A 21,945-nucleotide genomic window follows, 5' to 3' on the forward strand; every position below is an offset into this window, starting at 1 on the left:
CTCATTCCTCGCCCTCCTCCACCAAACCTACACGGACCATGTAGCCTGCGCCTCGGATGGTATGGATGAGCGGCTTGTCGAAGCCCTTGTCGATCTTGGAGCGCAGGCGCGACACGTGAACATCGATCACATTGGTCTGCGGATCGAAGTGATAATCCCACACGTGTTCAAGCAGCATGGTGCGCGTGACCACCTGGTTGGCATTCTTCATGAGATATTCGAGCAGCCTGAACTCGCGCGGCTGCAGCATGATCTCCTGACCGGAGCGCGTGACGCGGTGGGACAGGCGGTCGAGTTCGAGCTCGGCAATGCGATAGACCGTCGGCTCGCCGCTGGGAGCAGATGTTCTGCGGCGTGCGAGAACCTCGACACGGGCCAGCAACTCGGAGAAGGCATAAGGTTTGGGGAGGTAATCATCGCCGCCGGCCCGCAAACCCTTCACACGGTCGTCGACCTGACCAAGGGCGGAGAGGATGAGAACCGGCGTCTCGACCTTCTGCTCGCGCAAGGAGCGAATCAGGGAGAGCCCGTCAAGTTTCGGCAACATGCGGTCGACCACGAGAACGTCGTAATCTCCCGCCTCGGCCATGGCGTAGCCATCGAGTCCATCGGCGGCATGGTCCGCCACATGGCCCGATTCCCGAAATGCCTTCACGAGGTAGGAGGCCGCCTCTTTGTCGTCCTCAATAATGAGAATCCGCATAGCCTATCTGTAACGCAATATGAGCCCGGCGGCAGGCCGGCCCTGGAGGGGAAAAGGCCAACCTGCCGCCGGGCAGAAGACACCAGGTGTCGGGGGCAATCAACACTGAAGGTTCTGGTGTCCTTACTCTTAACCTAAGGATCAGGCACCCTTCGGCTGGCTGCCGACCTCCAGGGTCACCGTCCGTTCCTTACCCTCACGCCACAGGGTGAGGGACAGGGTCTTGCCAGGCGTGGCCTGGGCGACTTTGCGGGAGAGGTCCTTCGCCTCGTTGATCGGCTGACCGTCCACGGCGATGATGGTATCGCCCGTGCGGACACCTGCCTTCGCGGCAGGACCGTCCTTGATCGCATCGGCCACCAGAGCGCCCTTGGCTTCCTTGAGGCCGATCGCTTCCGCGATCTCCTTGGTCACCGGCTGCATCTGCACGCCGATGAAGCCACGGGTCACGGTGCCCTTGTCCTTGAGCGAAGCAACGACCTGCTCGACCGTGCTTGCCGGGATGGCGAAGGCGATACCGACACTGCCGCCGGACGGCGAGTAGATCGCCGTGTTCACGCCCACGACCTCACCGGAGAGGTTGAAGGTCGGGCCACCGGAATTGCCCTTGTTCACCGGAGCGTCGATCTGGATGAAGTCGTCATAAGGACCTGCACCGATGTCACGATGCTGAGCCGAGACGATACCGGCGGTCACCGTTCCGCCGAGACCGAACGGATTGCCGACGGCAAGAACCCAATCACCGATGCGGGCCTTCTGCGAGGCGAGACGCACATAGGGGAAGTCGCTGCCGCCATCGACCTTCAGGAGGGCGATATCGGTCTTAGAATCCGTTCCGATCACCTTGGCCGGCAGTTCCTTGCCGTCATCCATGGTCACCGTCACGTCGGCGGCGTTCTCGACCACGTGGTTGTTGGTCACGACATAGCCGTCAGCCGAGATGAAGAAGCCGGAGCCCAGAGCCTGGCCGAACTGGCGCGGCTGCTGGCGACGGCCGCGCGGCCCGTCCTGCTGCTGATCGCGGAACTGGCGGAAGAACCGCTCCATGGGGCTGCCGGGCGGGAAATCGGGGAAGGCGAATTGCTGGTCGTCATCGTCCTGAGCAGCGACGTTCTGCACCTTGACCTTCACGGCCACGACGGCAGGCTTCACCTTGTCGATCATATCCGCGAAGGACGGCAGACCCTGCATCGGCTGCGCCATGGAGCGCAGTTCGGCATGGGCGGGATTGGGAGCAACGAGGCCGGTTTCGACAGCGCCGCCAGCAATCAGGGCAGCAATAGCCGCGGCACCGAGCCACTTCGCGCTACGTTTACGGAAGGAAGTGGAAACCTTGTCCAACATGTCTTCTCTCTCCTGAACAAACCTTTTTCGGTTCGTGTTGAGAGGAAGATGGGGGGTAGAGCCTTACGGTACCCTCACTCCAAGATGAAATATTGGTAAGGTTCGATCAGGAGGCAGATTGGTCTCGCCTGAGCAGCGCCTCAAGGGCTTTCTGCTCCTCCTGGTTGAGGGTTTCAGGAGCCTGGGGACGCCGGCGGAGAGCCGTATAGGCTCCCATCCCCCCCAGAACCAGCACGAGCACCGGGGTCAGCCACAGCAGCAGATTGTGGCTGCTGAAAGTGGGCTTGAGCAGCACGAACTCGCCATAACGCTTCACCAGGAAGTCACGAACCTGCTGGTCCGTATCGCCCGCTACGAGCCGTTCGCGGACGAGAAGGCGCAGATCCTTGGCAAGCTGGGCATCGGAATCGTCAATGGACTGGTTCTGGCAGACGAGACAGCGCAGACCAGCGGAGATCTCGCGAGCCCGCTTCTCCAGAGCGGGATCCTTCAGCACCTCGTCCGGCTGAACGGCGAAAGCCGAGACGCTGAGAACGAGGGTCGCCAGGAGGACAAGAACAAACCGCATGGCTCACTCCGCAGGAACAGCCGCAGCCGGGCTCGCCTTAGCGCGGGCGGGAGCGCCGATGCGCAGACGACGGTCCGTCAAAGAGACGCCGCCGCCCAAAGCCATGACGAGCGCGCCGATCCAGATCAGCAGTACGAGAGGCTTGTAATACATCCGCACGCCCACGGAACCGTCTGACTGCACCTCGCCAAGGCTGATATAGACTTGGCCCAGGCCGACGGTCATGATGCCAGCCTCCGTGGTCGGCATACCGCGGGTGACGTAGAGACGCTTCATGCTCTCCAGCGTCCCGAGCTCCTGGCCCTGCCGAAAGATGGTGAACACCGCCGCATCCTCCCGGTAGTTCGCATTCGTGCGGGGAACGACACGCTCGAGTCTGGCTTCGTAACCGCCGGTCGTGAGGCGCTCGCCGAGTTTGAGTGTTGCCAGTCCTTCAACGCCCCAAGCCGTGGCAGCGATGCCGATGACGGTGAGACCAACGCCTGCATGGGCCAGCACCGTGCCCCAGGCGGAACGCGGCAGATTGGCGGCTTTGCGCCAGGCAACAGATAGAGGCGTGCCCCTCGACCAGGAGCGTGTCACAATCTCGTTCAAAGAGCCGAGAACCAGATAGACGCCAAGACCGATACCGAGAGGCGCCGCAACAGGCCCACCGTATTTGAACGCGAACATCGCGATTGTCGCGAGAATCGACATTCCGAACACGGCGTAGAGACGCTGGGCGGTGCCCAGGAAGTTACCGCGCTTCCAGGCGAGCGTCTGGCCGAGCGGCAACAGCAGAAGAAGTGGGACGATTAGCGGCAGGAAGGTGAAGTTGAAGAACGGCGCGCCGACGGAAATTTTCTCGCCCGTCAGAACCTCCAATGCCAGCGGATAGAGCGTCCCGATCAGAACCGTCGCACAGGCGGTGGCCAGGAACAGGTTGTTCAGCACGAGCGCGCCTTCGCGCGAGACAGGCGCGAACAGCCCGCCCTGCTTGAGCATAGGCGCACGCCAGGCGAACAGCGCAAGAGAGCCGCCGATGAAGAAGATGAGAATGCCGAGGATGAAGCTGCCGCGTTCCGGATCAACCGCGAAGGAGTGCACCGATGTCAGCACCCCCGAGCGCACAAGAAACGTGCCGAGCAAAGAGAGCGAGAAAGTGAGAATGGCGAGAAGGACCGTCCAGACTTTCAGTGCATCGCGCTTTTCCATCACGACCGTGGAATGCAGAAGCGCCGTACCGGCAAGCCACGGCATGAGCGAGGCGTTTTCCACCGGATCCCAGAACCACCAGCCGCCCCAGCCGAGCTCGTAATAGGCCCAGTACGAACCCATCGCGATCCCAAGCGTCAGGAAAGCCCAAGCGCCGAGCGTCCAAGGACGCACGATGCGCGCCCAGACGGCGTCGATGCGACCATCGATCAGCGAAGCAATGGCGAAAGCGAACGAGATCGAGAAGCCGACATAGCCGATGTAGAGAAGCGGCGGATGGATCGCGAGGCCCGGATCCTGCAGCAGCGGATTCAGATCCTGCCCCTCGGCGGGAGCCGGAATGACGCGCGTGAAAGGATTCGACGTGATCAGAATAAAGAGCAGAAAGGCGATGGTAATCGCTGCCTGCACGGCCAGCGTATTGGCCTGCAATCGCTGCGGAATGCTGTTCCTCGCAAGCGCCACCACAGCTCCGAAGAGAGCCAGGATGAGGATCCACAGGAGCATGGAGCCCTCGTGGTTACCCCACACACCGGAGAGCTTGTAGATGAGAGGCTTTGCCGAATGCGAGTTCTCGACCACGTTGAGAACCGAGAAATCGGACGTCACATAGGCGACCGTCAGCGCCAGAAAGGCAAAGCCGATACAAGCGAAAACGGCCAGGCCTGTGACAGGCCCGACCGACATCAGTACGGGATCGTTGGCGCGTGCGCCCCAGAGCGGCACGACGAACTGGATCAGGGATAACCCAAGCGCCAGCGTCAGCGCGAAATGTCCGGCCTCGACCAACACGAGGGCTCTCCTTGCTTACTGCGTCTTCGGCGCGGCGTTCGCCTCGCCCTGCCAATGCCCCTGCTTCTTCAGGGCATCGGCGACTTCACGCGGCATATAATTTTCGTCGTGCTTGGCGAGAACGGAATCCGCGCGGAAAACCGTCGCGCTTTCAAGCACGCCCTCGGCCACGATGCCCTGCCCTTCACGGAAAAGATCCGGCAACAGGCCCTTGTAGCGCACCTGGATTGCGCCTTGAGCATCCATCACCTCGAAGGTGATCTGCTGGTCGGTGCCGCGTTGCACCGTCCCCTCCTTCACGAGTCCGCCGAGGCGCAGACGCGTGCCGGGCTGCACGTTCTTGGCCTGAATATCCGCCGGCGAGTTGAAGAACACGATGGTGTCGTTCATGGCGTAAAGCACAAGACCAAGCGCAATCGCGAGGATGCCTCCTGCTATACCAATCAAGGTCAGGCGTCTTTTTTTTCTGGTCATGGTCCGGCGTCAGTCAGTTTCAGTTCGCGTGCCATCGCATCGATGGTCTGCAGCCCAGCGTCATTCTGCGCCAGGGCTTGCCGGGCGCGCTCGGCAGCCGCCATGGCTTTGTCGCGCTGCCCGAGAACCGCGTAGGACCGGATCAGGCGCGCCCATTCTTCAGGAGATCCGCCCTGGGTCTCAAGGCGTTCGGCCAAGCCGGACACCATGCGGGCAATGTCTGCTGCTCCTATCTGGGGAGCATCCCCTTGCCCTGCAACGGGCTGCTCGCCTCCAAGGCTCGCCAGGCGCTGCCTGACGACGCCGACCCACGGAGCACCTTCCGGCGACGAGGAGAGAAGCTCACCATAGGCCTGCTTGGCCTTCTCGATCTGCCCGTCCTGTTCGGCAGCGACGGCAAGATAGTAGCGAGCCTTCGGCGAGGTGTTGTCCAACTGCACCGCTTGCTCGAAAACCTTCTGCGCTTCCGAGGAAACGAGGCCGTCCTTGGCAAGGACCATCACCTCGCCGTAATTCGCCAGACGGTCCGCGCTAGGACCGAGATAACGCACGGCAGACTCGTAGGCCTTCACCGCATCGTCGATACGGCCCATGCGGATATACACCGGAGCCACCACCTCCCAGCCACGACCGTCCTGCGGGTTCTGGGCCAGATGCGCCTCGATCTGCGAGATGGCGGCCATCAGATCCATTCTGTTATCCGGGGCCTGAGCCTGTTGCTCCGGTGGATGGGTCAGAAGATGCGGCGAGCCATAGGCTCCGTAGAGTGCGATAGCGACAATCGGGATCACGGACAGGGCCAGTGTCGAAGCGGCTCTGCGACGGCGCAACGCAGGCTCTCCCACGGCAGCCAAAGCATCGGTCGCCGTCATGCCTGTGGCACGCAGAAGGCGACGCCCGGCCTCGGCCTTGGCCGCTTCGGCCTCGCTCGGGAGCAGCACTCCACGCTCACGGTCCCGCTCGATCTCAGCGATCTGCTCACGATAGAACTGCGTATCCGGATCGACCTGCTGCACGGCAAGCGCGCGGTGGCGCGACAACGGCCAAAGCACCGCCATCACGGCTGCCGCCGTCATCAGCAAGAGTATGATCCAGATCACCATAAAATCCTAATTACCCCGAGTCCCCGTCAAGCACGACGGTGGCACGGTGTCACGCGTAAAAATACATAGGATTAGCCTCTATCCCCCGGCAGCTCGAGCACGGCGCGCAAGCCGCCCAGAGGAGCGGCCTCGAGCTTGAGGGATCCTCGATAGAGAGCTGCGAGATCGCTGACAATGGAAAGCCCTAGACCGGAGCCGGGCTTGGTCTCGTCAAGGCGACGGCCGCGCTTCAGGACCTCGGCTCTCGCCGTTTCCGGGAGGCCTGGGCCGTCATCATCGATGAGAAGACGAAACCGGGGGCGATCGTCGTCCTCGCGAATGAACTCGACGGAGATTTCAACCTTGCCTGCAGCCCATTTGGCCGCATTGTCGATGAGGTTGCCCGCCATCTCCTCAAGGTCCTGCTTTTCCCCCCTGAAGCGCAGGTCCCGCGGAATCGCAAGCTCAACCGCCAAGTCCTTGTCGCGGTAAATCTTGGCGAACGTGCGGGCGAGGCCCGCAATCACCGGCTCCACGTCCGTCAGTGTTCCCAACGTTCCAGCGAGAGCCGCAGCGCGGGCACGGTCGAGATAATAGTTCACCTGGTCACGCATGAGAGTTGCCTGCTCACGCACCCGGGCCGCCACCTCGTCGGGGGCATTCTCGGCCTCATTCATGATGATGCTGAGAGGAGTCTTCAGGGCATGAGCCAGGTTACCGACCTGCGTGCGAGCACGCTCTAAAATCTCCCGGTTCGTATCGAGCAGAAGGTTCAACTCGCTGGCGAGCGGGGAAATGTCGCGCGGGTATTCTCCGACGATCCTCTCCGCCTCCCCGCGACGGATTGCGCTGAGGGCACTGCGAAGATTGGCGAGGGGCCGCAAGCCAAAGCGGATCTGGAGAAGAGTGGAAAAGCCGAGCGCGAGCCCGAGAAGCGCGAAGGTGATGGTGAGGGCGAAGAGAAAGTCGCGCACACCCACATCGATTTCGTCGGCTGGACCCGCCACGCGAATGACGTAACGGCCGTCCTCTCCGAGATCGATGTCGCGCTCGATAATGCGAAGATTCCGCTCGTCCGGCGCCTTGCCGTAGCCGCGGCGGATCTGCCCGAACCGGTTGTCGCTGGACACCGCAAGGCTCGGCACCTGTCCGCCGAAGAGGGATTTGGAGGAGCGAATTTCATCCGGCTTGGCATTGGGCCGCGCCACCTGCCAGTACCAGCCGGACAGGGGCAGCTCGAACCGGGGATCGCCGATGGGACCGAGATCGCGATCCGGATCGCCTGGGGCGACAAGGTTCGAGGCCAGGGTGTTGGCATAGACGAGAAGGCGCTGGTCGAAGGCCCTCTCCGTATTGTCGCGATAGAGCGTCAGCAGGATCAACCCGGCGACGAGCAGGATCGCGAAGCTCCAGAAGACGGAGGAAACCGCGAGCCGGACGGCAATGGGCCGTCCGGCGAGACTTTTCAGGATTGGGCGGAAGCCGCTCACGATTTCGTTTGGGTCTGGCTCGCATCGAGGAGGTAACCCAGGCCGCGGACGGTCTGGATGATGTCCACGCCGAGCTTCTTGCGGAGGCGGCCGATGAAGACCTCGATCGTGTTCGAGTCACGGTCGAAGTCCTGGTCGTAGAGGTGCTCCGTCAGTTCGCCCCGGGAAACGATGCGCCCGGTATGGTGCATGAGATAGGACAGAAGCCGGTACTCATGCGAGGTAAGCTTCACCGGGTTCCCGTCCACCGCCACACGGCCCGAACGGGTGTCGAGTTTCACGGGACCGCAGGCGATCTCGCTCGTGGCATGACCCGTGGCCCGGCGCAGCAAGGCGCGGACGCGGGCCAGAAGCTCCTCCATGTGGAAGGGCTTGGTCACATAGTCGTCGGCCCCGGCATCGAAGCCCTGGACCTTGTCGCTCCAGCGGTCGCGTGCGGTCAGGATGATCACGGGCGTCTTCCTGCCCTCGCGGCGCCAGGCGGTGAGAACGGACACGCCGTCCACCTTCGGCAGGCCGAGATCGAGGATGATGGCGTCATAGGGCTCGGTATCCCCGAGGAACTGCCCCTCTTCGCCATCGAAAGCCGTATCGACCGCGTAGCCCGCCTGTTCAAGGGCGGTCACGATCTGCTTATTGAGGGTCTTGTCGTCCTCGACAACGAGAAGGCGCACGTTTCGAGCTTTCTTTTCAATGGACCGATTTCACACGGCCTGTAGAACCGTCGATCATCACTTGCACGATACGACCATCCTTTTGCAAGGCCATGATGACATAAACCAGGGCATCGCTGCTGCGGCAAAGATTGGCCCGCACCACATCCGCATTGGGAACCTGGCGGCGGGCCGTCATGACGGCCATGGCCGGCGCGACGACGCCCTTGGTGGCAACCGCCTCCTGCATTTCCCGGGGCGGCAGGCAATTCTTGAGGGCCGCCGTCGCGCTTTGCGCGGAAGCTGCCCCCATCATCCCCCACATCGCTATGACCAGCCAAACCAGACGCATGTCCGCCTTATGCCTTTGGAGCACTGAACGAAGCCTGAATATCCAATCTAGCCCGCAATCTGCTTGGTGGCCAAGATCCGGAAGACGGTGGAGGCGATGAAGCTGGCCGCCGCAATGAACTGGACCAGGGCCTCCTGGAAGGCTCCTGCATCCAGAGTCGAGGCATCAAAGCCGAACAGACCAAGGATCAGAGCGGCAAGGCCGATCAGGTTGGCCCAGACGGTCCGGCTGGCAAGAATGGTTTTGGTGTCCATCATGATATGTCCTCCTTGGACGGGTTGAGACGAAGATGCGAGCAGGATCGACTCCCGCTCGATGTCGAGAACCCGCCTGCGCCATCCCCGCCCGAAGATGGGCCAGTTAGCGAGACGGGACAGAAAACCGAGACGCTCTTGCGTCAGGCGGCGAATAGCGTCGATGGCATCGGTGCTCCGGGCAGCCTCGAGCGTGACGGGGCCGATCAGCCCATCCACTGCGACACAGAGGACCTTCTGCAGCAGCATGATCGCACGGTCCGGACCCGAGTTGACGGCAAGATCGAAGAGCGCGAGATCAAGTCCTCGGGGAACATCATCAGCGCGGACAGCATCCCAGTAGAAATGGCGATAAATCGCGGCCGCCTCCTCCGGCGTGAGATGACGGACGTCATCGATGGAAGCTGCATATCCTCTTGCCCGGGACAGTGTTTGAAGCGTGATCCCGAAATTCGTCGCCCCTCCGGAATCCCGAGGATGCCGAACGAAACCGCCCTCATGTTGCAGGACAAGCACCAGGGCCTGCTCGAAAGGTGATGAAGAAGCTGCCACGGCCTTGCTCAGAGTTCCGCATCCAGGGCTATGAAGGCGGAGCTTCCGAAATACAGGCTGCCGACGCCTCCGGGTGAGCCTGTGAACAGCGAACTGGACTGAAATCTCAGAACCAATGAGGAGGAATTGGCCGGCAGCGCCGTCGTCAGGGTGAATGTTCCGGTCAGTGTCACCCACGCTGTATTGGTGTTGCTGTAGAAAGCAATCTGGTTTCCGACAGGCGAGGTGTTCACCCACGCGGCGCCGCTCGTCACCAAGGTCGGGGCACCCCGCATCGGCGTGGGCAGGCTCAACGGAATATCGATGAGGTTGCCTGCAATCCTTTGCCCAAGGATCCCCAGGATTTTCGGAGAAATGCCGCTGACAGGCAGAGGCTGGTAATAGCGGCGGCAATGAAACTCTTCTGTGCCGCGTGCCTCACCGACCCAAGGCGTCGCGTAAGATCCGATCTCCAGCTTCACGTGCCTGAAGGAACACGCGTTCGGGGGATTCAATCTGACCACGACATGCCCGGTTTCCGTCTCATCGAGCGTGACCGATACGAAACGACGTCCGGAACCGGCCGGGATCGTCGCCGTCTTCGTTCCGATCACCACCGGCAATGGCCCGGATAGTTCTTCCACAGAGAGCGTCAGGGTCGATCCGCCGAGAGACGCACGTCCGCTCGATGCGGCGACATGCTCCACATCGATCACCTGATCGAGAGCCCCGATCAGCGTAATGGATCCGTCATCTGCGCGGCTGATCGTGCACCCTCCAGGTCCTCCTTTCCAGCGGTCGAAGCCATAGACGCCTTCACCTAACGCTCCTCCGACGAATCCTCTCTGGTTGACATTGAAAGAGGAGTTGATGAGCAGATTGGCGCGCGGCAGGTTCGACAATCCTTGCGGGAAGATACCGATACCCGTCGTTCCGTCGAGGACCAGCGCATCGATCCATTGCGCACCATCAGGCGAGACGCGGATGCTGAAATGATCGTTGCCGATGAGTCCCGTTTCCGCCCGTCCGCTGAAGCCGCGCTGATACACTTGTGAGAGGATATTGTCTGACCCGGCCTTGTTGAGAACGAAGTGCAGGTCTCCCGTTCCCCCCTCCTCCATGCTCAAGGCTGTAAACAGAGCCGCATTGAGCTTCGCAGAGAAACGGTTCAGGTCATCAGGATTGGTTCCGAGACCAAGGCGATCCACGTTGTCGATGACGCGGCAGAAATGACCCATATCGTGCCACTCTGCACCGTCGAAAACGACGATGGCGCTCTCCGCCTCAATATAGACCCTCCAGCCGGCACGTGGTGAGAAGAAGCGCCACATGCCGAGATCGAAAAGCGCGATCTTGGCCTCCTGACCGGAGAATGCGCCGGTTGCGCCCGTTCCGACGAGGTAACGATCTCCTTCGTCAGGAGTGACGGGAGGAGCAGCGCGTCCGCGCTCCTTCACGGCCAGATGAACGAGAGCATCCAGGGATGCGAGCGCTTCGTTATGCGTGACATGCTTTTGCGCCTGCGCAGCAGCGAGCAGCGGCAAAGCCAGATGAGGTGTGGAGATCATTGATGATGTGCCGTGAAATGAACAGGTGAATAATTTTCGTCATGGAGCGCCTAACATCCCCCTCATCCTGAGGAGCAGACGAAGTCTGCGTCTCGAAGGAGGATCCAGCGCGCACTGGAGGCTCCTTCGAGACGGATTGCTCACGCGATCCTCCTCAGGATGAGGGCTGTGTTGGGTTATCATCCTTAGAGAACAGGAAGGGCGACGCTTCTCTCGAAACCTCTTCCTGTGATCGCGCTGACCTGCGCGATGCGAAGACTGAGCATGGTCTGAGGAGCGTCGAAATCGAAGTCTTCTTGAGAAGCAGGATACAGAATGGAAGTCTGGCTGCTCGTCAGCGTGCGAACAACGCTTCCGGCCTTCAGGATGTCGATCTCATATCGCTCGGCATCCTCCGCCAGCGGCACATCGACGGGCTCCCATCCATCCCCACTCTGCCGAGTTCGACGAATCCATGAGATGCGCACTCCGCCTGCCTCACGCCGGAGGCTCACGTGAGCCGGGCTTTGGGGCTTGAGGGCTTCACGCTCCACTCTTGCCGCGATTTCAGTCATGGCCGGATCGGCATGATCGCGCCCTGCAGGACCGACCCTGTAGCGCCAGGTCAAGCCAAGATCGGCCAGGTCGCTGGTGAGAGGAGCAATCGCTTCGTCGAGGCGAACGATGAGAGCTCCCTCCAGTACGGAGCGGCTGGCCTCCGGCTCCGTTCCCGCCAATCCGCGCAGGAACCGCGACAGGCGGTAGGTGCGCTCACCGACCATCTCGGCCCGAGCGGCGGAAAGGATTTCCCAGCGCCCATCCGTGCCCTTCACCGCAAACAGATTGCCGCCGGCCAGCACCGTTTCGTCATCGAGGGAAGCGATTGCGCCGGAGGAAATCTCGATATCGAGAACAGCCTGCGGATCCCATCGCCAGAGGGGACCCGAAGGCAACGCTGTTTTCGTTCGCCCGATTATGGCCGGAAGATCGATAATCCGATGCGAATTGAAACTGGTGCCGGCTCCTGAACGCCAGACGGTCACTGCCCCTGGCCAAGGGTCTGCGGCAACCGCGATGTATTGCAAGGGAGTGGGATCGTCGAGAGCGGCAGGCAGATCGAGAATGACAACCTGCGGCTTGCCAGGAACAGGCGGCGGTCGGCGAACAGGCTTTGAAATCGAGGAGCCGGGCCTTTCGAAAACGGCAGGCTCTACGGCCCGCGTGCTGAGCTTGCGTGCCGGGCCATCCGTGATCCGCACCACGCGGTGAAGTTTAGGCCCCGCGTCGGTGGGAAGTGAGACGACGTCTCCCGGCTCAAGATCGACGCGCCGAGAGGATAGCTCGAACTCCGCCCCTTCCCGCCCCGCCCAGAGATCCTGCAGCCAGGCATCTGCCAGGCGCTGCGCTTCGGCACGGCGGGTAATCATAGCGCAATCGGCCCGTGATTCCCGCCGGCTCGATCCTGACAGGCGGCGAGAGGCCACGGCGGCGCGGCGATAATCCTGCTCGCTTTCCGTGTAGCCGATCTCCACTTGCTGAGGCAGCTCGGTTTCCTGGGAGCGCGTGAGCTTGAGCGAGGGCTCGCCCTCGTTCACCACCAGGTCGTTCTTCGTCAATGCGATGACGGCCCGGCCGCCTCGACCTTTCCAGGTGATGCTGCCGCCACTGGCGACCGCCTCGACACCGAACAGCCCCATGAGAGGCTCGAGCGCTCCACGAAGAGACATGGGCCTGTCGATGACATAGCCGTCCATGAAGCCATCGACAGGGAGCGCTCCCGGATCACTCAAACCGAAATCCCTGAGAATGGCCGCGATCAACCGGTCGAGAGGTGCGCCTTCGATCCGCCCCGTGATCCAATGGCCGGTGTCCCAATTGGGCCCATCGCTCCAGACCGTATCGAAATCGGGGAAAGCGGGAAACGGCCGCGCATCCCAGGCCCAGACGAAGATGCCGGCTGGATCGACCATGCGTCCATCATAGACCGACGAAATCGGATTGTAGGCAGAGGAGAAGCCTCGTTGCGCGGGATCGAACCGGGACAGGATCGCTTCCAGGGCACGCGCTTGCACGAGGTCGTCACGGACCCCGCGGGAGAAAGGCGGATAAGCGGATTCCGATGATTTCGGATCGGGAAACACATTTGGCCCGTTAGGACCCTTGTCCACTGCCGGGACGCCGATCTCAGTCAGCCAGATGGGCTTCGATTGAGGATTCCAAGCGGTCGCGATGGTTTCAACGCCACCGACACGCTCAACGTGCCGGTTCGTCCACCAGGAAACGAGATCCTTCGCGCGAAACACCCATGGCTTGTCATAGGCACTGTCGGTAATCGGCCGGCGGTTCTGCGCCGCACGATCGGCGGCATTGGCATAATACCAATCGAAGGCTTCGCCGCTGCCCAACCTGCTGCGCAGATAAGTCACGTCGTAGATGCTGCGTGCGTCAGCCAGATCCGCATGATCGGAACTGTCGCGCCAGTCGGAAATCGGCGGGTAGTAATCGATGCCGACAGCGTCGATCTCCGCATGGCTGAAGAGCGGATCAAGCGGAAAGCGAACCTCGCTGCCTCCACCAAGTACATGGGCGCCGTATTCGGTCCAATCTGCAGCGTAGACAATTTTCGTGCTGCTTCCCAGGATGGGGCGGATCTGCCCGAGCAGCGAAATCAGATAACCGACAGCAGGATAGCTTCCGGGAGCCTGGCGCACACGTGTGAGACCCACGAGCTCGCTGCCGATGATGAAGCCATGAACGCCGCCTGCATCTTGCGCGAGCTGCGCATAATGGCGGATGAACCTGTTGTAGCCGTCGTCACGGGCGAACCATTGATCGACTTGAGCCGCCGCAGCGCTCGTCCCGTCGGGCGTGCCTGATTGTCCGGGCGCGGGATGGCACGTGATGCGCCCGCGCCAGGGATAGGCCGGCTGGCCAGTGCCGCCATAGGGATCGGGCAAAGCATTTCCGGATGGAATGTCCATCATGACGAAAGGATAGAGAACGACTTCGTATCCCCTCTCCTTCAAACTCCTGATGAGACGAATGACCGTTTCATCCGAAGGCGTGCCGCCATAGGCAGGCGATTCATTGACCAGGGATACAGCCTTGGCCTCGTCCCGCGTTACGCCGGCCACCGACCAGGTCGCACCGTCCGTCGTCTTGGTCTTGATGTCGACCCTCGGCTCGATCAGGCACGCGCCTGCTCTGAGATCGCTGCCGAACCAGCTGACCACGAGAGAGACGCGCTTGACGTTAGGGCAAAGCGCCTCCAGCGCATCGAGGGAAGCCATCACATCTGTGCTTCGCCGCATTTGATGGCGGTTCTCAGGCCTCGTCTTTCCGAGATCGAACACCTGCATCACGGGCAGCGTATCATATCCGAACTCGCTCGCGCCCGGGATCAGACAGACGGCACGGATCATCCTGTTGAGGCCGTCCACCGGCCGCACCACCTCGAAGGAAAACTGAGGAATACGATTTCCGTAATCCTCCAGCGGCAATCGCTCGAACACCACATAGGCCAATCCGCGATAGGCCGGCGCATATTCTGCGCCCTCCTTTGCGACGATGAGCGGATCGGCGGCTTGCGTTTCCGATCCCCGGTGAACGCGCATGGTGATGCCGGCAAGGTCGATCTCGCGCCCATCCGCCCAGACACGACGAATGAAGGCGATCGGCCCTTCACAGAGGCCGACAGCGAGATTGGCAAAATACGAGTAGGTGGTGGTGACCGTCTTCGGTCCGCTCATGCCCTTGCCGCCCTGGGTGCCGGACCGTTCGATCTTCGTGTTCACTACCTCCTCCAGGCGCGTTGCCCAGATAAGCTGTCCACCGATCCGCGCGCGCCCATAGACCCGCGGAATAGCAGCGCCCTCCGTCGAGGTGAGACCGTCGATTTCCTTGAGGCGGGGACCTTCGACATATTTGGTATTGCCGCCGCCGAAGAGCGCATTGTCGATGGCAGCGCCTGCGAGACCACCGAGAGCCCGGCCTGCCATCGCGCCCAGAGGTCCCGCGACCATGCCGCCCACGACCGAGCCGACGGTTTGAAGAACGAGTGTGGCCATGGTCAGTGTTCCGGAAAGCGAAAGGCATAAGCGAGATGACGCCGCCACCACGGCGCGAAGGCGACCTCCGCGACCGAGGCTCCGTCATGGGCATGGATCATGGTCTCGGTCGAGGTTGCGATGGCGCAGTGCTTGGCTGGAAGAGTATCGCGCCAGCGAAAGAGCAGAACGTCTCCCGGCTCGAACGCCGCCACATCGATCGCGACGAGATGACGGCGTGCGGCCGCAACGAGCGTATCGGCGCCAGCCTCCGCCCAATCGGGCGAGTAAGGCGGCGGCAGCTCCGGCTCTATGCCCAGAACGCCTCGCCAGACGCCGCGCAAAAGGCCCAGGCAATCGCAGCCCATCCCTTTCAGGGACGCCTGATGGCGATAAGGTGTTCCGATCCACGAACGCGCCTCGGCGATGACCCGCGACGAGAGAGCCTCGCTCATTTGAACAGGCTCCCGCCGTCGAGCCCCGGCTCGCCCTGCTGCGGCATGCGGATGATGAAATCGTTGCCGGGCATATGGGGGAAGCCGCGGAAGTTCGCGACGTTGCCGAACTTCCTGCGGCAGGTGGCGTGGGTCTTGTCGCACCCGGCCGTCACGCGGAATGTATCGCCGATCCTGATCGCCTGCGGCGCGCGCTGCCAAAGGTCGAACTCATCGGTGCCGTTGATGGCCCGATGCACCTTGATCTCGACGGAGACGCCCACATTGGCGCCGCTCGTCCAGGTGAGCTTGCCTCCCGTGCACCATCCATCCGCGAAGCCGATGCCGGAAGCGGCGACGCCGAGAAAGCTATCGGTCCGCGTGACGGTGCCCGTGTCGGAATAAGTCGATGACGAGAGATTCACGCCGCACTTGGAATCGCCCAGATCGGCCGAGCAGGTGGCGCGGAACAGGCGTCCCCGCTCCTCGTCATAGCGGTGCATGAGCCCGCGCACCTCCGCGACGAAGCTGCCGTCGGCGCGGCGGATCTCGCCGATCGAGCCGATTTCGAGAAGCAGACGCTCCGCGACATCGCTCCAGTTCACGAGCCAGGTTTCCACGCTCGCATCGTTGTAAAGGCCCGAGGAGATGTCGTCTTCCGTCAACCCGGCCGACATGAGCGCGCCGGAGACCTCGCCGCCGCCGACGACGAAACCGAGTTCGGCACTGGCCTCCGCCGCTTCCAGGCCGGACCGTGCGGCAAAGACGGTCCCGCCGAAGGTGAGATCACGGTCGTGATCGGTGAAGCCGAAGCTCCTGCCGTCGCGGCGGATGAGCTTCCAGCAATGGCAAAGTGTCGTCGTCCCGTCCGCCATATGGGCGGCGAGGTTTGAAGGAATAGTGCGCATGATGATGGGTGCCTTAGGGAACGATCTCGATCAGTGGGATTTGCGGAATGCCGCCCGCCTCGAAGGTCGAGAGATCGATGTCGAGCTCATCCGTGTCGAAGCGCACGGGCACGTCGAAGGCAAAGCCTGCCGTAATGACAGCCTCGGCAGGCGGGGCTTCGGCAAATGTCACGAGCCCGGTCGTCGGATCGCAGTTGAAGGCGGCGCCCACCTCCTGCTCGACACCATCGACGGCCACTTTCACCGAGCCTCCCACGGGCTTCGTGATGGTGCGGACATAGGGCGCGAAGGACGAGCCATAGGTCTTGACGAGCTGGAAACTCTTCGTCGCGCCGTCCCCCGTGCCGATCCGCTGGTCGAGGGGCGTCGGCTCTCTCGAGGGCTCGCCCGAGCGCCAATCGGTGCGGTCGCGGAAGCGGAAACCGTAGAGCCTGCCGCGCCGCTCCTCGAAGAAGGCGATCACCGCATGGAGCGCATCGACAGTTCTCACCCCCAAGCCCGCATCGTAGCGGCGGCGGGAGGAGGCCCAGCGGCTGTTGCGGTGCTCGCGGCCGGAGGCCAGCGTGACGATATCGGTGCGCCGCACGGGCCCTCCCCGGCTGCCCAAGGAGACATCGAGGGGGAAGCGAACCTCATGGAAATCGGATGCCATGATCCATCCTTCGCGAACATGAAACGAAAAAAGAGGGGGTGGCGTTGACGTCCCGGCAGGACATTCAGCCAGGATATTCAGCAGGGAGAAGGCAGGCGATGAGCAACGTTCCCAACGACCTCACCGAGGATTTTCCGGACAAGGCCGATCGGATTCGTCAGTTGAAGGCGAGCGACAATCGCTTCGCGCGGCTCTATGACGAGTACAACGAGCTGAACCGCACCATTCATCGCGTCGAGACCCGGGTGGAACCTAAGCCCGAAGAGATCGAAGAAGAGCTCAAGCGTCGCCGCCTGCAGATCAAGGACGAGATCATGGCGATGCTCGACAGCGGGAATGCCTGAGCCCTTTAATCCTTACATGCCGCGCTGGCCCCGGGCGACGGCCCGCGCCAGCGCGGCGGACACCTGCGCCTCGGAGCGGCGAAAACTCTCCGCGTCCGGGGTCGAGATATTGACCGTGATCGAAGCGGGACGTCCTCCGCCGGTACGGACACCGAGCTTGCCGTCAGGCCCGCGGGCGAGCGGCATCACGGCCTCGGCTCCCCTCTCGCCCATGATTCCGAGGCCGCGACCTAACGGAAAGTAGGTCGGCGCCCCCACCACACCGCCTTGCGCGAACGGCATCACCATGCCGCGCGAGAACACACCGCCTTTGGCGAAGGGTGCCGCTGCGGCAGCGCCGCCGAAAAGGGAGCCGAAGAGCGAGCCTATTCCCTTGAAGAGACTGCCAAACAGATCTCCACCATTCATGGGGAGGGAACCTTGCAGGGGCTCGGCCGTCAGCCCCTTCAAACTCTGACTCAGGGCGATCTGCAGGGGCCCAAGCGCGAGACGTAACCCTGTTTCCACAAGAGACTCGCGCACCTTCTTCAAAACAACGTCGAATTTCTTGCCCTCAGCAATGTTCTTTGCGAAAGCATTGGACAAAGAGTCACCGAATTTTTCGGAGAGGCCGATGAGAGTATCGAGCTGGCGCTTTCTGTCTTCATTCTCCTGTTTGCTACCGGTCTCAGTCTTGTCTGGCAGCTTACTCAAAATTTCTTCTCCCAAGTTTAAATCAATTCTTGCCATTCCGCTGGTCAGCGTGACGGTCGGTTGCATGAGCACCCCGCCGACACGGTCTTATTTCAAGACACCCGGGATCAGTGATGCTCAATGGAGCCGGATCGACGACGAGTGTACGTACGAGGCGGAAAAAGCCACCGCCTCCGACTATTCAGGGGCCGTCTCCTACACATGGAATCGGCTTTACGCCCTGTGCACCAAATTAAAGGGTGCAACCTTCGTCGGCAGAGTCACAATGCCTAAGGAGGAATGGAGGCGGATCAATAATCTTTGTGAAGGCGAGGCAGCGGCTGCCGTTGCCGGCAGACCAGCTTCCAGAACTCGGGACGAATTGAAGGAAGATCTACAGGTTGAATGTCTCAAGCGGAATGGGGCTGTGTTCCGGCAATCCTATTATCCATGAGATCCAACTTTCTCGAAGGGACTTAATCATCACTCACCGTCCGGAAACGTCTTCATCATCCGCCTCAAATCCTGGCAAAGCGCAGGCTCCATACGCCTCCCACCACTCAAACCTTCCCAAGCGGCGAACAATTCGCGCGGCGTTGCGCGCCAGAACTGGTCGGGGCTCCACCGCAGAACGCTTAAAGCCAGCATCATCGCGTCTTCCCATGGAAAGACCTGCGGCTCGCTCAAGCGTCCTGCGGATGCGGAGGGTTTGAGGGAGTGCTCTCCGCACCGAAGGTGACGACGAGGAGATCGGCGACGGCCGACGCTACGGGCTCGATGCCGTCGGAGAGCGGCAGGTTCGCCACCTCCGCATCGCTCACCTCATGACCACCGCCGCGCAGCGCAACCGCCAGCAGCCTCAAGAGATCCCGGCTCGACAGACGGCCCGTGCCGAAGCGTTCGGCTAGAGCCACGAGATCATCGACGCCGAAGGCTTCCTCCAGTTCGGCGAGAGCCCCAAGCGTGAGGCACAAGGTATAACGCTTGTCGCCCCATTGCAGCGCGACTTCGCCGCGTCTTCTGTTGGCCATGACGCGTTCCTTCACAGCGCCACGAAGGTCAGGGCGCCGGCGGATTCGAAGGCCATCTCGAACGTGACCTCGCCCGCATGATCGCCGCGATATTCGAGGCTGGTGATCTGGAACGGACCTTCGATGCGCCCGAAATCGGGAACGATGATCTGGTAGGTGAGAATATCGCCGTCGAAGAACACCTGGCGCATGCGCGCATCCGAGGCTTCATCCTTGAACACGCCGGATCCGGTGATGCCGGCGCGGCGCACGCCGACGCCGGCCAGCAATTCCCGCCAGCGTCCGGCGGATTCCGCGCTGGTGACATCGACGGTCTCGGCGTTGAACGAGATCTGGCGGGTGCGAAGACCGGCCACGGTCACGAAGCCCGTGCCGCCGTCGCTGATCTTGACGAGCAGGTCCTTGCCCTTCTGAGCAGGCATGAAGAAGTCCTTTCTAAAATGACCATTGAGATCTTTGTGCCGTGACTCGTCTCTCCTGCGTCATGGCCGGACTTGATCCGGCCATCCACGTCTTGGAAGCATCGCGCTAAGAAGACGTGGATCCCCGGGACAAGCCCGGGGATGACGGGAGAGCGAGTCTCAGCTCATCCGCGTTCGGTGACGGCGCGAAGATGAAGGGTGACGCGGGCAAGCTGCGTGTCCTTGTCCCGCGCGGAGGCAATCTCCGCCACACGCAGGTTCACGAGCCGGTGGCCGTCGAGCGTGAGCGGCGCATCGTCGAGAAGGGCGGCGAAGCGCTCGGCTGCCGAGAGGCCCGTGCGGGCGCTGCCGCGCTCCGACCACACCACGATGGTGAGATCCTGCTGGTGCCCGCGATCCGTGTCGGTGGACCAATCCTGCGCCGTCACATCTCCGAACAGGGCATAGACCGGCTCAGCATTCCGAGGCGGCTCATCGTAAAGACGCAAAGTTCCGCCCATGAGAGTCATCAGCTCCGCGTCTCCCGATGCCGCCTCCAGAATGGCGCGACGGAGCGCGAGGATCGGGCTTGTCATGCCTTGATCTCCTCGACCAGACAGACGAGATCGCGCCTCAAGCCGTCCGGATCGGAGGCCGCGCGAATGGCGAAGCGGCGAAGGCCCGAGGTCAGGCGCATGGCGCCCGTCACGCCGTCGCGATAGCGCAGGGTGATCTTGTGGGTGAGGCTCTGCTCGAGGCGGTCGGCGCGCACGCGCTCGGAACCGGAGAGCATCTCCATCGCGCCCCAGACCTGCGGTCCCTGCCTGTAGGAACGAATCACGCCGCCGAACCCGTCAGGGCTTTCGAAAGGCACTTCGAGAACGAACCGGCGCGCCCGCGCGCCGATAGATAAGGTTTTGGTTTTCATGGGAACACGCGAAAGAAAATTGATCTCGCGTCATGGCCGTCCTCGGACTTGATCCGAGGATCAGCCCGGCCATCCACGTCTTGGAAACGCTGCGCATTGAAGACGTGGATCCCCGGGACAAGCCCGGGGATGACGGGGAGGAGGCTTAAAGACGTGCCCGCTGGAACGGAGCCGTGAGCGCCATCGCTTCCGGCGGCAGGATCTGCTCACCCGCCACATCACCCCGGTTCTCGTACCAATGGGCGACGAGGATCCTGATCGCGAGCTTCAAGGGAGCGGGCACCGCATCGGGCGAAGCGCCGTAACCGGCGTGCAGCGCGATCTCGATGCCGTTTCTCGGCTTGCCGGGCTCCGGCGCATTCGTGATCAGGATCCAAGGAGGATCGCTTGCTGGATCGACCTCGATTGAACCGGCTGGGACTTCAATAGGTATGCCTGCGGCGTCGAACACCTTGATGCCGTCCACCGCGAGCAGAGGCGATATTGGGAGCGGCACCTTGCCACCTATCGGCCAGCGATCCATCACTACGCGCCAGCGCTGTTCGATCAGGATGCGTCGGGAGGCGGATTCCACCATGAGCCGCGCAGCCCTGATGAGCCCGGAGATCAGATCGTCCTCCGTCTCGTCATCGACACGCAGATAGGCCTTCATCTCAGGCAACGTTACGGGCTCGACGGCGGGGCCATCAACGAATATCGGGATCATCGCAACAGGAATCCTTCCATGATGAATCGTCTGATCACGCTCTCCCTCGCCCTGTCGCTTGCCGCGACCGGAGCAAAGGCCATCGTCGGCGGCGCGGAGGACCAAGGTCCCCTCGCTCGTCAGAGCGTGATGGTGTTGAGTTCGAATGGCGGCGTCTGCAGCGCCGTCGTGGTGGCGCGCGACGTGGTCCTCACCGCAGCCCATTGTGTGACGGGCGCGGACGAGCATCGGGTGCATTTTCGCGACGAGACGGGCGAGCCGGTGCTGATCAAGCCCTCCGCGAAGGCCGTGCATCCGGGCTACAACGCGAAAGCCATCGAGACCCGACAGCGCTCCATCGATCTGGCGCTCGTGCGCATCCCCGAGGCTCTGCCGGAGCGTTTCGAGCGGGCGACGCTCACCGGCACTAGGCCCGCCAAGGGTGAACCGATCATCGTCGGCGGCTATGGACTGGCCCGCGAAGGCGAGGCCAAGACGACGGGAACCTTCCGCACCGCGTTGCTCACGGTGACGGAGCCCTTTGGCCCCAGCAGGATCCTGCTCTGGTCACAAGGTTCCGGGGTCGCGGGAGCCTGCCAGGGCGATTCCGGAGGGCCGATGATCTCGGGAACAGCCATTGCTGCGATCATATCCTGGTCATCACCATCACGTGGACAGAGCTGCGGAGGAGCAACACAGGGCATTCTCCTTGGCCGGCAGAAGGAATGGATCGACCGCACTCTCAAAGCGTGGAACCGTGCGGCGTTGTGGGACCGCAACTAAAGCTGGAAAAATCAAGCGGGGCGGAACTATCCTGCATTGATAGCCCTTCCCCTACGTAACGATTCCCCTCACCTCAT

Annotated in this window: 24 protein-coding genes; 2 read left to right on the top strand and 22 right to left on the bottom strand. The window is 62.1% G+C overall.

Going from position 1 to position 21,945, the window contains the following annotated elements:
* Position 1: 1 nt before the first annotated feature.
* From ACUXUR_RS07965 to ACUXUR_RS08035, 15 genes are all read right to left on the bottom strand, one after another.
* On the bottom strand, positions 2 to 703 hold the full coding sequence (locus ACUXUR_RS07965; protein WP_445501810.1) for a winged helix-turn-helix domain-containing protein: 702 nt from the start codon (positions 701 to 703) through the stop codon (positions 2 to 4).
* A gap of 141 nt (positions 704 to 844) precedes the next feature.
* Positions 845 to 2,047, bottom strand: a complete 1,203-nt coding sequence (locus ACUXUR_RS07970) for a S1C family serine protease (RefSeq protein WP_445501811.1) — start codon at positions 2,045 to 2,047, stop codon at positions 845 to 847.
* 106 nt (positions 2,048 to 2,153) lie between these two features.
* On the bottom strand, positions 2,154 to 2,615 hold the full coding sequence (locus ACUXUR_RS07975; RefSeq protein WP_445501812.1) for a cytochrome c-type biogenesis protein: 462 nt from the start codon (positions 2,613 to 2,615) through the stop codon (positions 2,154 to 2,156).
* A gap of 3 nt (positions 2,616 to 2,618) precedes the next feature.
* The gene (locus ACUXUR_RS07980; RefSeq protein ID WP_445501813.1) at positions 2,619 to 4,601 is read right to left on the bottom strand and encodes a heme lyase CcmF/NrfE family subunit; all 1,983 of its coding nucleotides are present in this window, start codon (positions 4,599 to 4,601) and stop codon (positions 2,619 to 2,621) included.
* Between the two features lie 15 nt (positions 4,602 to 4,616).
* Entirely contained in the window at positions 4,617 to 5,075 is a 459-nt protein-coding gene (gene ccmE / locus ACUXUR_RS07985) for a cytochrome c maturation protein CcmE (RefSeq protein ID WP_445501814.1), read from the bottom strand.
* The gene (ccmI, locus tag ACUXUR_RS07990) at positions 5,072 to 6,178 is read right to left on the bottom strand and encodes a c-type cytochrome biogenesis protein CcmI (protein WP_445501815.1); all 1,107 of its coding nucleotides are present in this window, start codon (positions 6,176 to 6,178) and stop codon (positions 5,072 to 5,074) included. The genes ccmE and ccmI overlap by 4 nt, the downstream gene beginning before the upstream one ends.
* A gap of 71 nt (positions 6,179 to 6,249) precedes the next feature.
* On the bottom strand, positions 6,250 to 7,647 hold the full coding sequence (locus ACUXUR_RS07995) for an ATP-binding protein (RefSeq protein ID WP_445501816.1): 1,398 nt from the start codon (positions 7,645 to 7,647) through the stop codon (positions 6,250 to 6,252).
* Complete coding sequence (locus tag ACUXUR_RS08000; protein WP_047189527.1) at positions 7,644 to 8,321, bottom strand: response regulator transcription factor; 678 nt, start codon at positions 8,319 to 8,321, stop codon at positions 7,644 to 7,646. The genes ACUXUR_RS07995 and ACUXUR_RS08000 overlap by 4 nt, the downstream gene beginning before the upstream one ends.
* A gap of 16 nt (positions 8,322 to 8,337) precedes the next feature.
* Positions 8,338 to 8,652 (bottom strand): PepSY domain-containing protein, encoded by a 315-nt coding sequence (locus tag ACUXUR_RS08005; RefSeq protein WP_445501817.1) that lies wholly within the window; start codon positions 8,650 to 8,652, stop codon positions 8,338 to 8,340.
* A gap of 47 nt (positions 8,653 to 8,699) precedes the next feature.
* A complete protein-coding gene (locus ACUXUR_RS08010; protein WP_445501818.1) occupies positions 8,700 to 9,458 on the bottom strand; it encodes a glycoside hydrolase family 108 protein in 759 nt (252 codons plus the stop codon).
* An 8-nt stretch (positions 9,459 to 9,466) separates the two neighbouring features.
* Positions 9,467 to 11,005 carry a DUF2793 domain-containing protein gene (locus ACUXUR_RS08015; RefSeq protein WP_445501819.1) on the bottom strand — a complete coding sequence of 513 codons (1,539 nt, stop codon included), beginning with the start codon at positions 11,003 to 11,005 and terminating at the stop codon, positions 9,467 to 9,469.
* Positions 11,006 to 11,190: 185 nt separating this feature from the next.
* Entirely contained in the window at positions 11,191 to 15,051 is a 3,861-nt protein-coding gene (locus ACUXUR_RS08020) for a baseplate multidomain protein megatron (RefSeq protein ID WP_445501820.1), read from the bottom strand.
* 2 nt (positions 15,052 to 15,053) lie between these two features.
* Positions 15,054 to 15,485: an NlpC/P60 family protein gene (locus ACUXUR_RS08025; RefSeq protein WP_445501821.1), complete on the bottom strand. Its 432-nt coding sequence runs from the start codon at positions 15,483 to 15,485 to the stop codon at positions 15,054 to 15,056.
* A complete protein-coding gene (locus ACUXUR_RS08030) occupies positions 15,482 to 16,372 on the bottom strand; it encodes a DUF2163 domain-containing protein (RefSeq protein WP_445501822.1) in 891 nt (296 codons plus the stop codon). Before ACUXUR_RS08030 ends, ACUXUR_RS08025 begins: the two co-directional genes overlap by 4 nt.
* 13 nt (positions 16,373 to 16,385) lie before the next feature.
* Positions 16,386 to 17,024 (bottom strand): phage distal tail protein, Rcc01695 family, encoded by a 639-nt coding sequence (locus tag ACUXUR_RS08035; RefSeq protein ID WP_445501823.1) that lies wholly within the window; start codon positions 17,022 to 17,024, stop codon positions 16,386 to 16,388.
* A gap of 98 nt (positions 17,025 to 17,122) precedes the next feature.
* Between ACUXUR_RS08035 and ACUXUR_RS08040 the strand changes: the two genes are divergently transcribed.
* A complete protein-coding gene (locus tag ACUXUR_RS08040) occupies positions 17,123 to 17,368 on the top strand; it encodes a YdcH family protein (protein ID WP_445501824.1) in 246 nt (81 codons plus the stop codon).
* A 12-nt stretch (positions 17,369 to 17,380) separates the two neighbouring features.
* Here ACUXUR_RS08040 and ACUXUR_RS08045 read toward each other — a convergent pair whose 3' ends face one another.
* The 7 genes from ACUXUR_RS08045 to ACUXUR_RS08075 form a co-directional block, all read right to left on the bottom strand.
* Positions 17,381 to 18,052 carry a phage tail tape measure protein gene (locus ACUXUR_RS08045; RefSeq protein WP_445501929.1) on the bottom strand — a complete coding sequence of 224 codons (672 nt, stop codon included), beginning with the start codon at positions 18,050 to 18,052 and terminating at the stop codon, positions 17,381 to 17,383.
* Between the two features lie 471 nt (positions 18,053 to 18,523).
* The gene (locus tag ACUXUR_RS08050) at positions 18,524 to 18,727 is read right to left on the bottom strand and encodes a phage tail assembly chaperone (RefSeq protein WP_445501825.1); all 204 of its coding nucleotides are present in this window, start codon (positions 18,725 to 18,727) and stop codon (positions 18,524 to 18,526) included.
* Entirely contained in the window at positions 18,724 to 19,071 is a 348-nt protein-coding gene (locus ACUXUR_RS08055) for a gene transfer agent family protein (RefSeq protein WP_445501826.1), read from the bottom strand. Before ACUXUR_RS08055 ends, ACUXUR_RS08050 begins: the two co-directional genes overlap by 4 nt.
* A gap of 11 nt (positions 19,072 to 19,082) precedes the next feature.
* Positions 19,083 to 19,493: a phage major tail protein, TP901-1 family gene (locus ACUXUR_RS08060; protein ID WP_445501827.1), complete on the bottom strand. Its 411-nt coding sequence runs from the start codon at positions 19,491 to 19,493 to the stop codon at positions 19,083 to 19,085.
* 164 nt (positions 19,494 to 19,657) lie between these two features.
* Positions 19,658 to 20,068: a DUF3168 domain-containing protein gene (locus tag ACUXUR_RS08065; protein WP_445501828.1), complete on the bottom strand. Its 411-nt coding sequence runs from the start codon at positions 20,066 to 20,068 to the stop codon at positions 19,658 to 19,660.
* A complete protein-coding gene (locus ACUXUR_RS08070; RefSeq protein ID WP_445501829.1) occupies positions 20,065 to 20,400 on the bottom strand; it encodes a phage head closure protein in 336 nt (111 codons plus the stop codon). Before ACUXUR_RS08070 ends, ACUXUR_RS08065 begins: the two co-directional genes overlap by 4 nt.
* Before the next feature lie 145 nt (positions 20,401 to 20,545).
* Entirely contained in the window at positions 20,546 to 21,106 is a 561-nt protein-coding gene (locus ACUXUR_RS08075) for a head-tail connector protein (RefSeq protein WP_445501830.1), read from the bottom strand.
* An 18-nt stretch (positions 21,107 to 21,124) separates the two neighbouring features.
* Here ACUXUR_RS08075 and ACUXUR_RS08080 point away from each other — a divergent pair, with 18 nt between their 5' ends.
* On the top strand, positions 21,125 to 21,868 hold the full coding sequence (locus tag ACUXUR_RS08080; RefSeq protein ID WP_445501831.1) for a S1 family peptidase: 744 nt from the start codon (positions 21,125 to 21,127) through the stop codon (positions 21,866 to 21,868).
* The last annotated feature ends 77 nt before the right edge of the window (positions 21,869 to 21,945 follow it).

Source organism: Microvirga medicaginis, assembly GCF_052658925.1.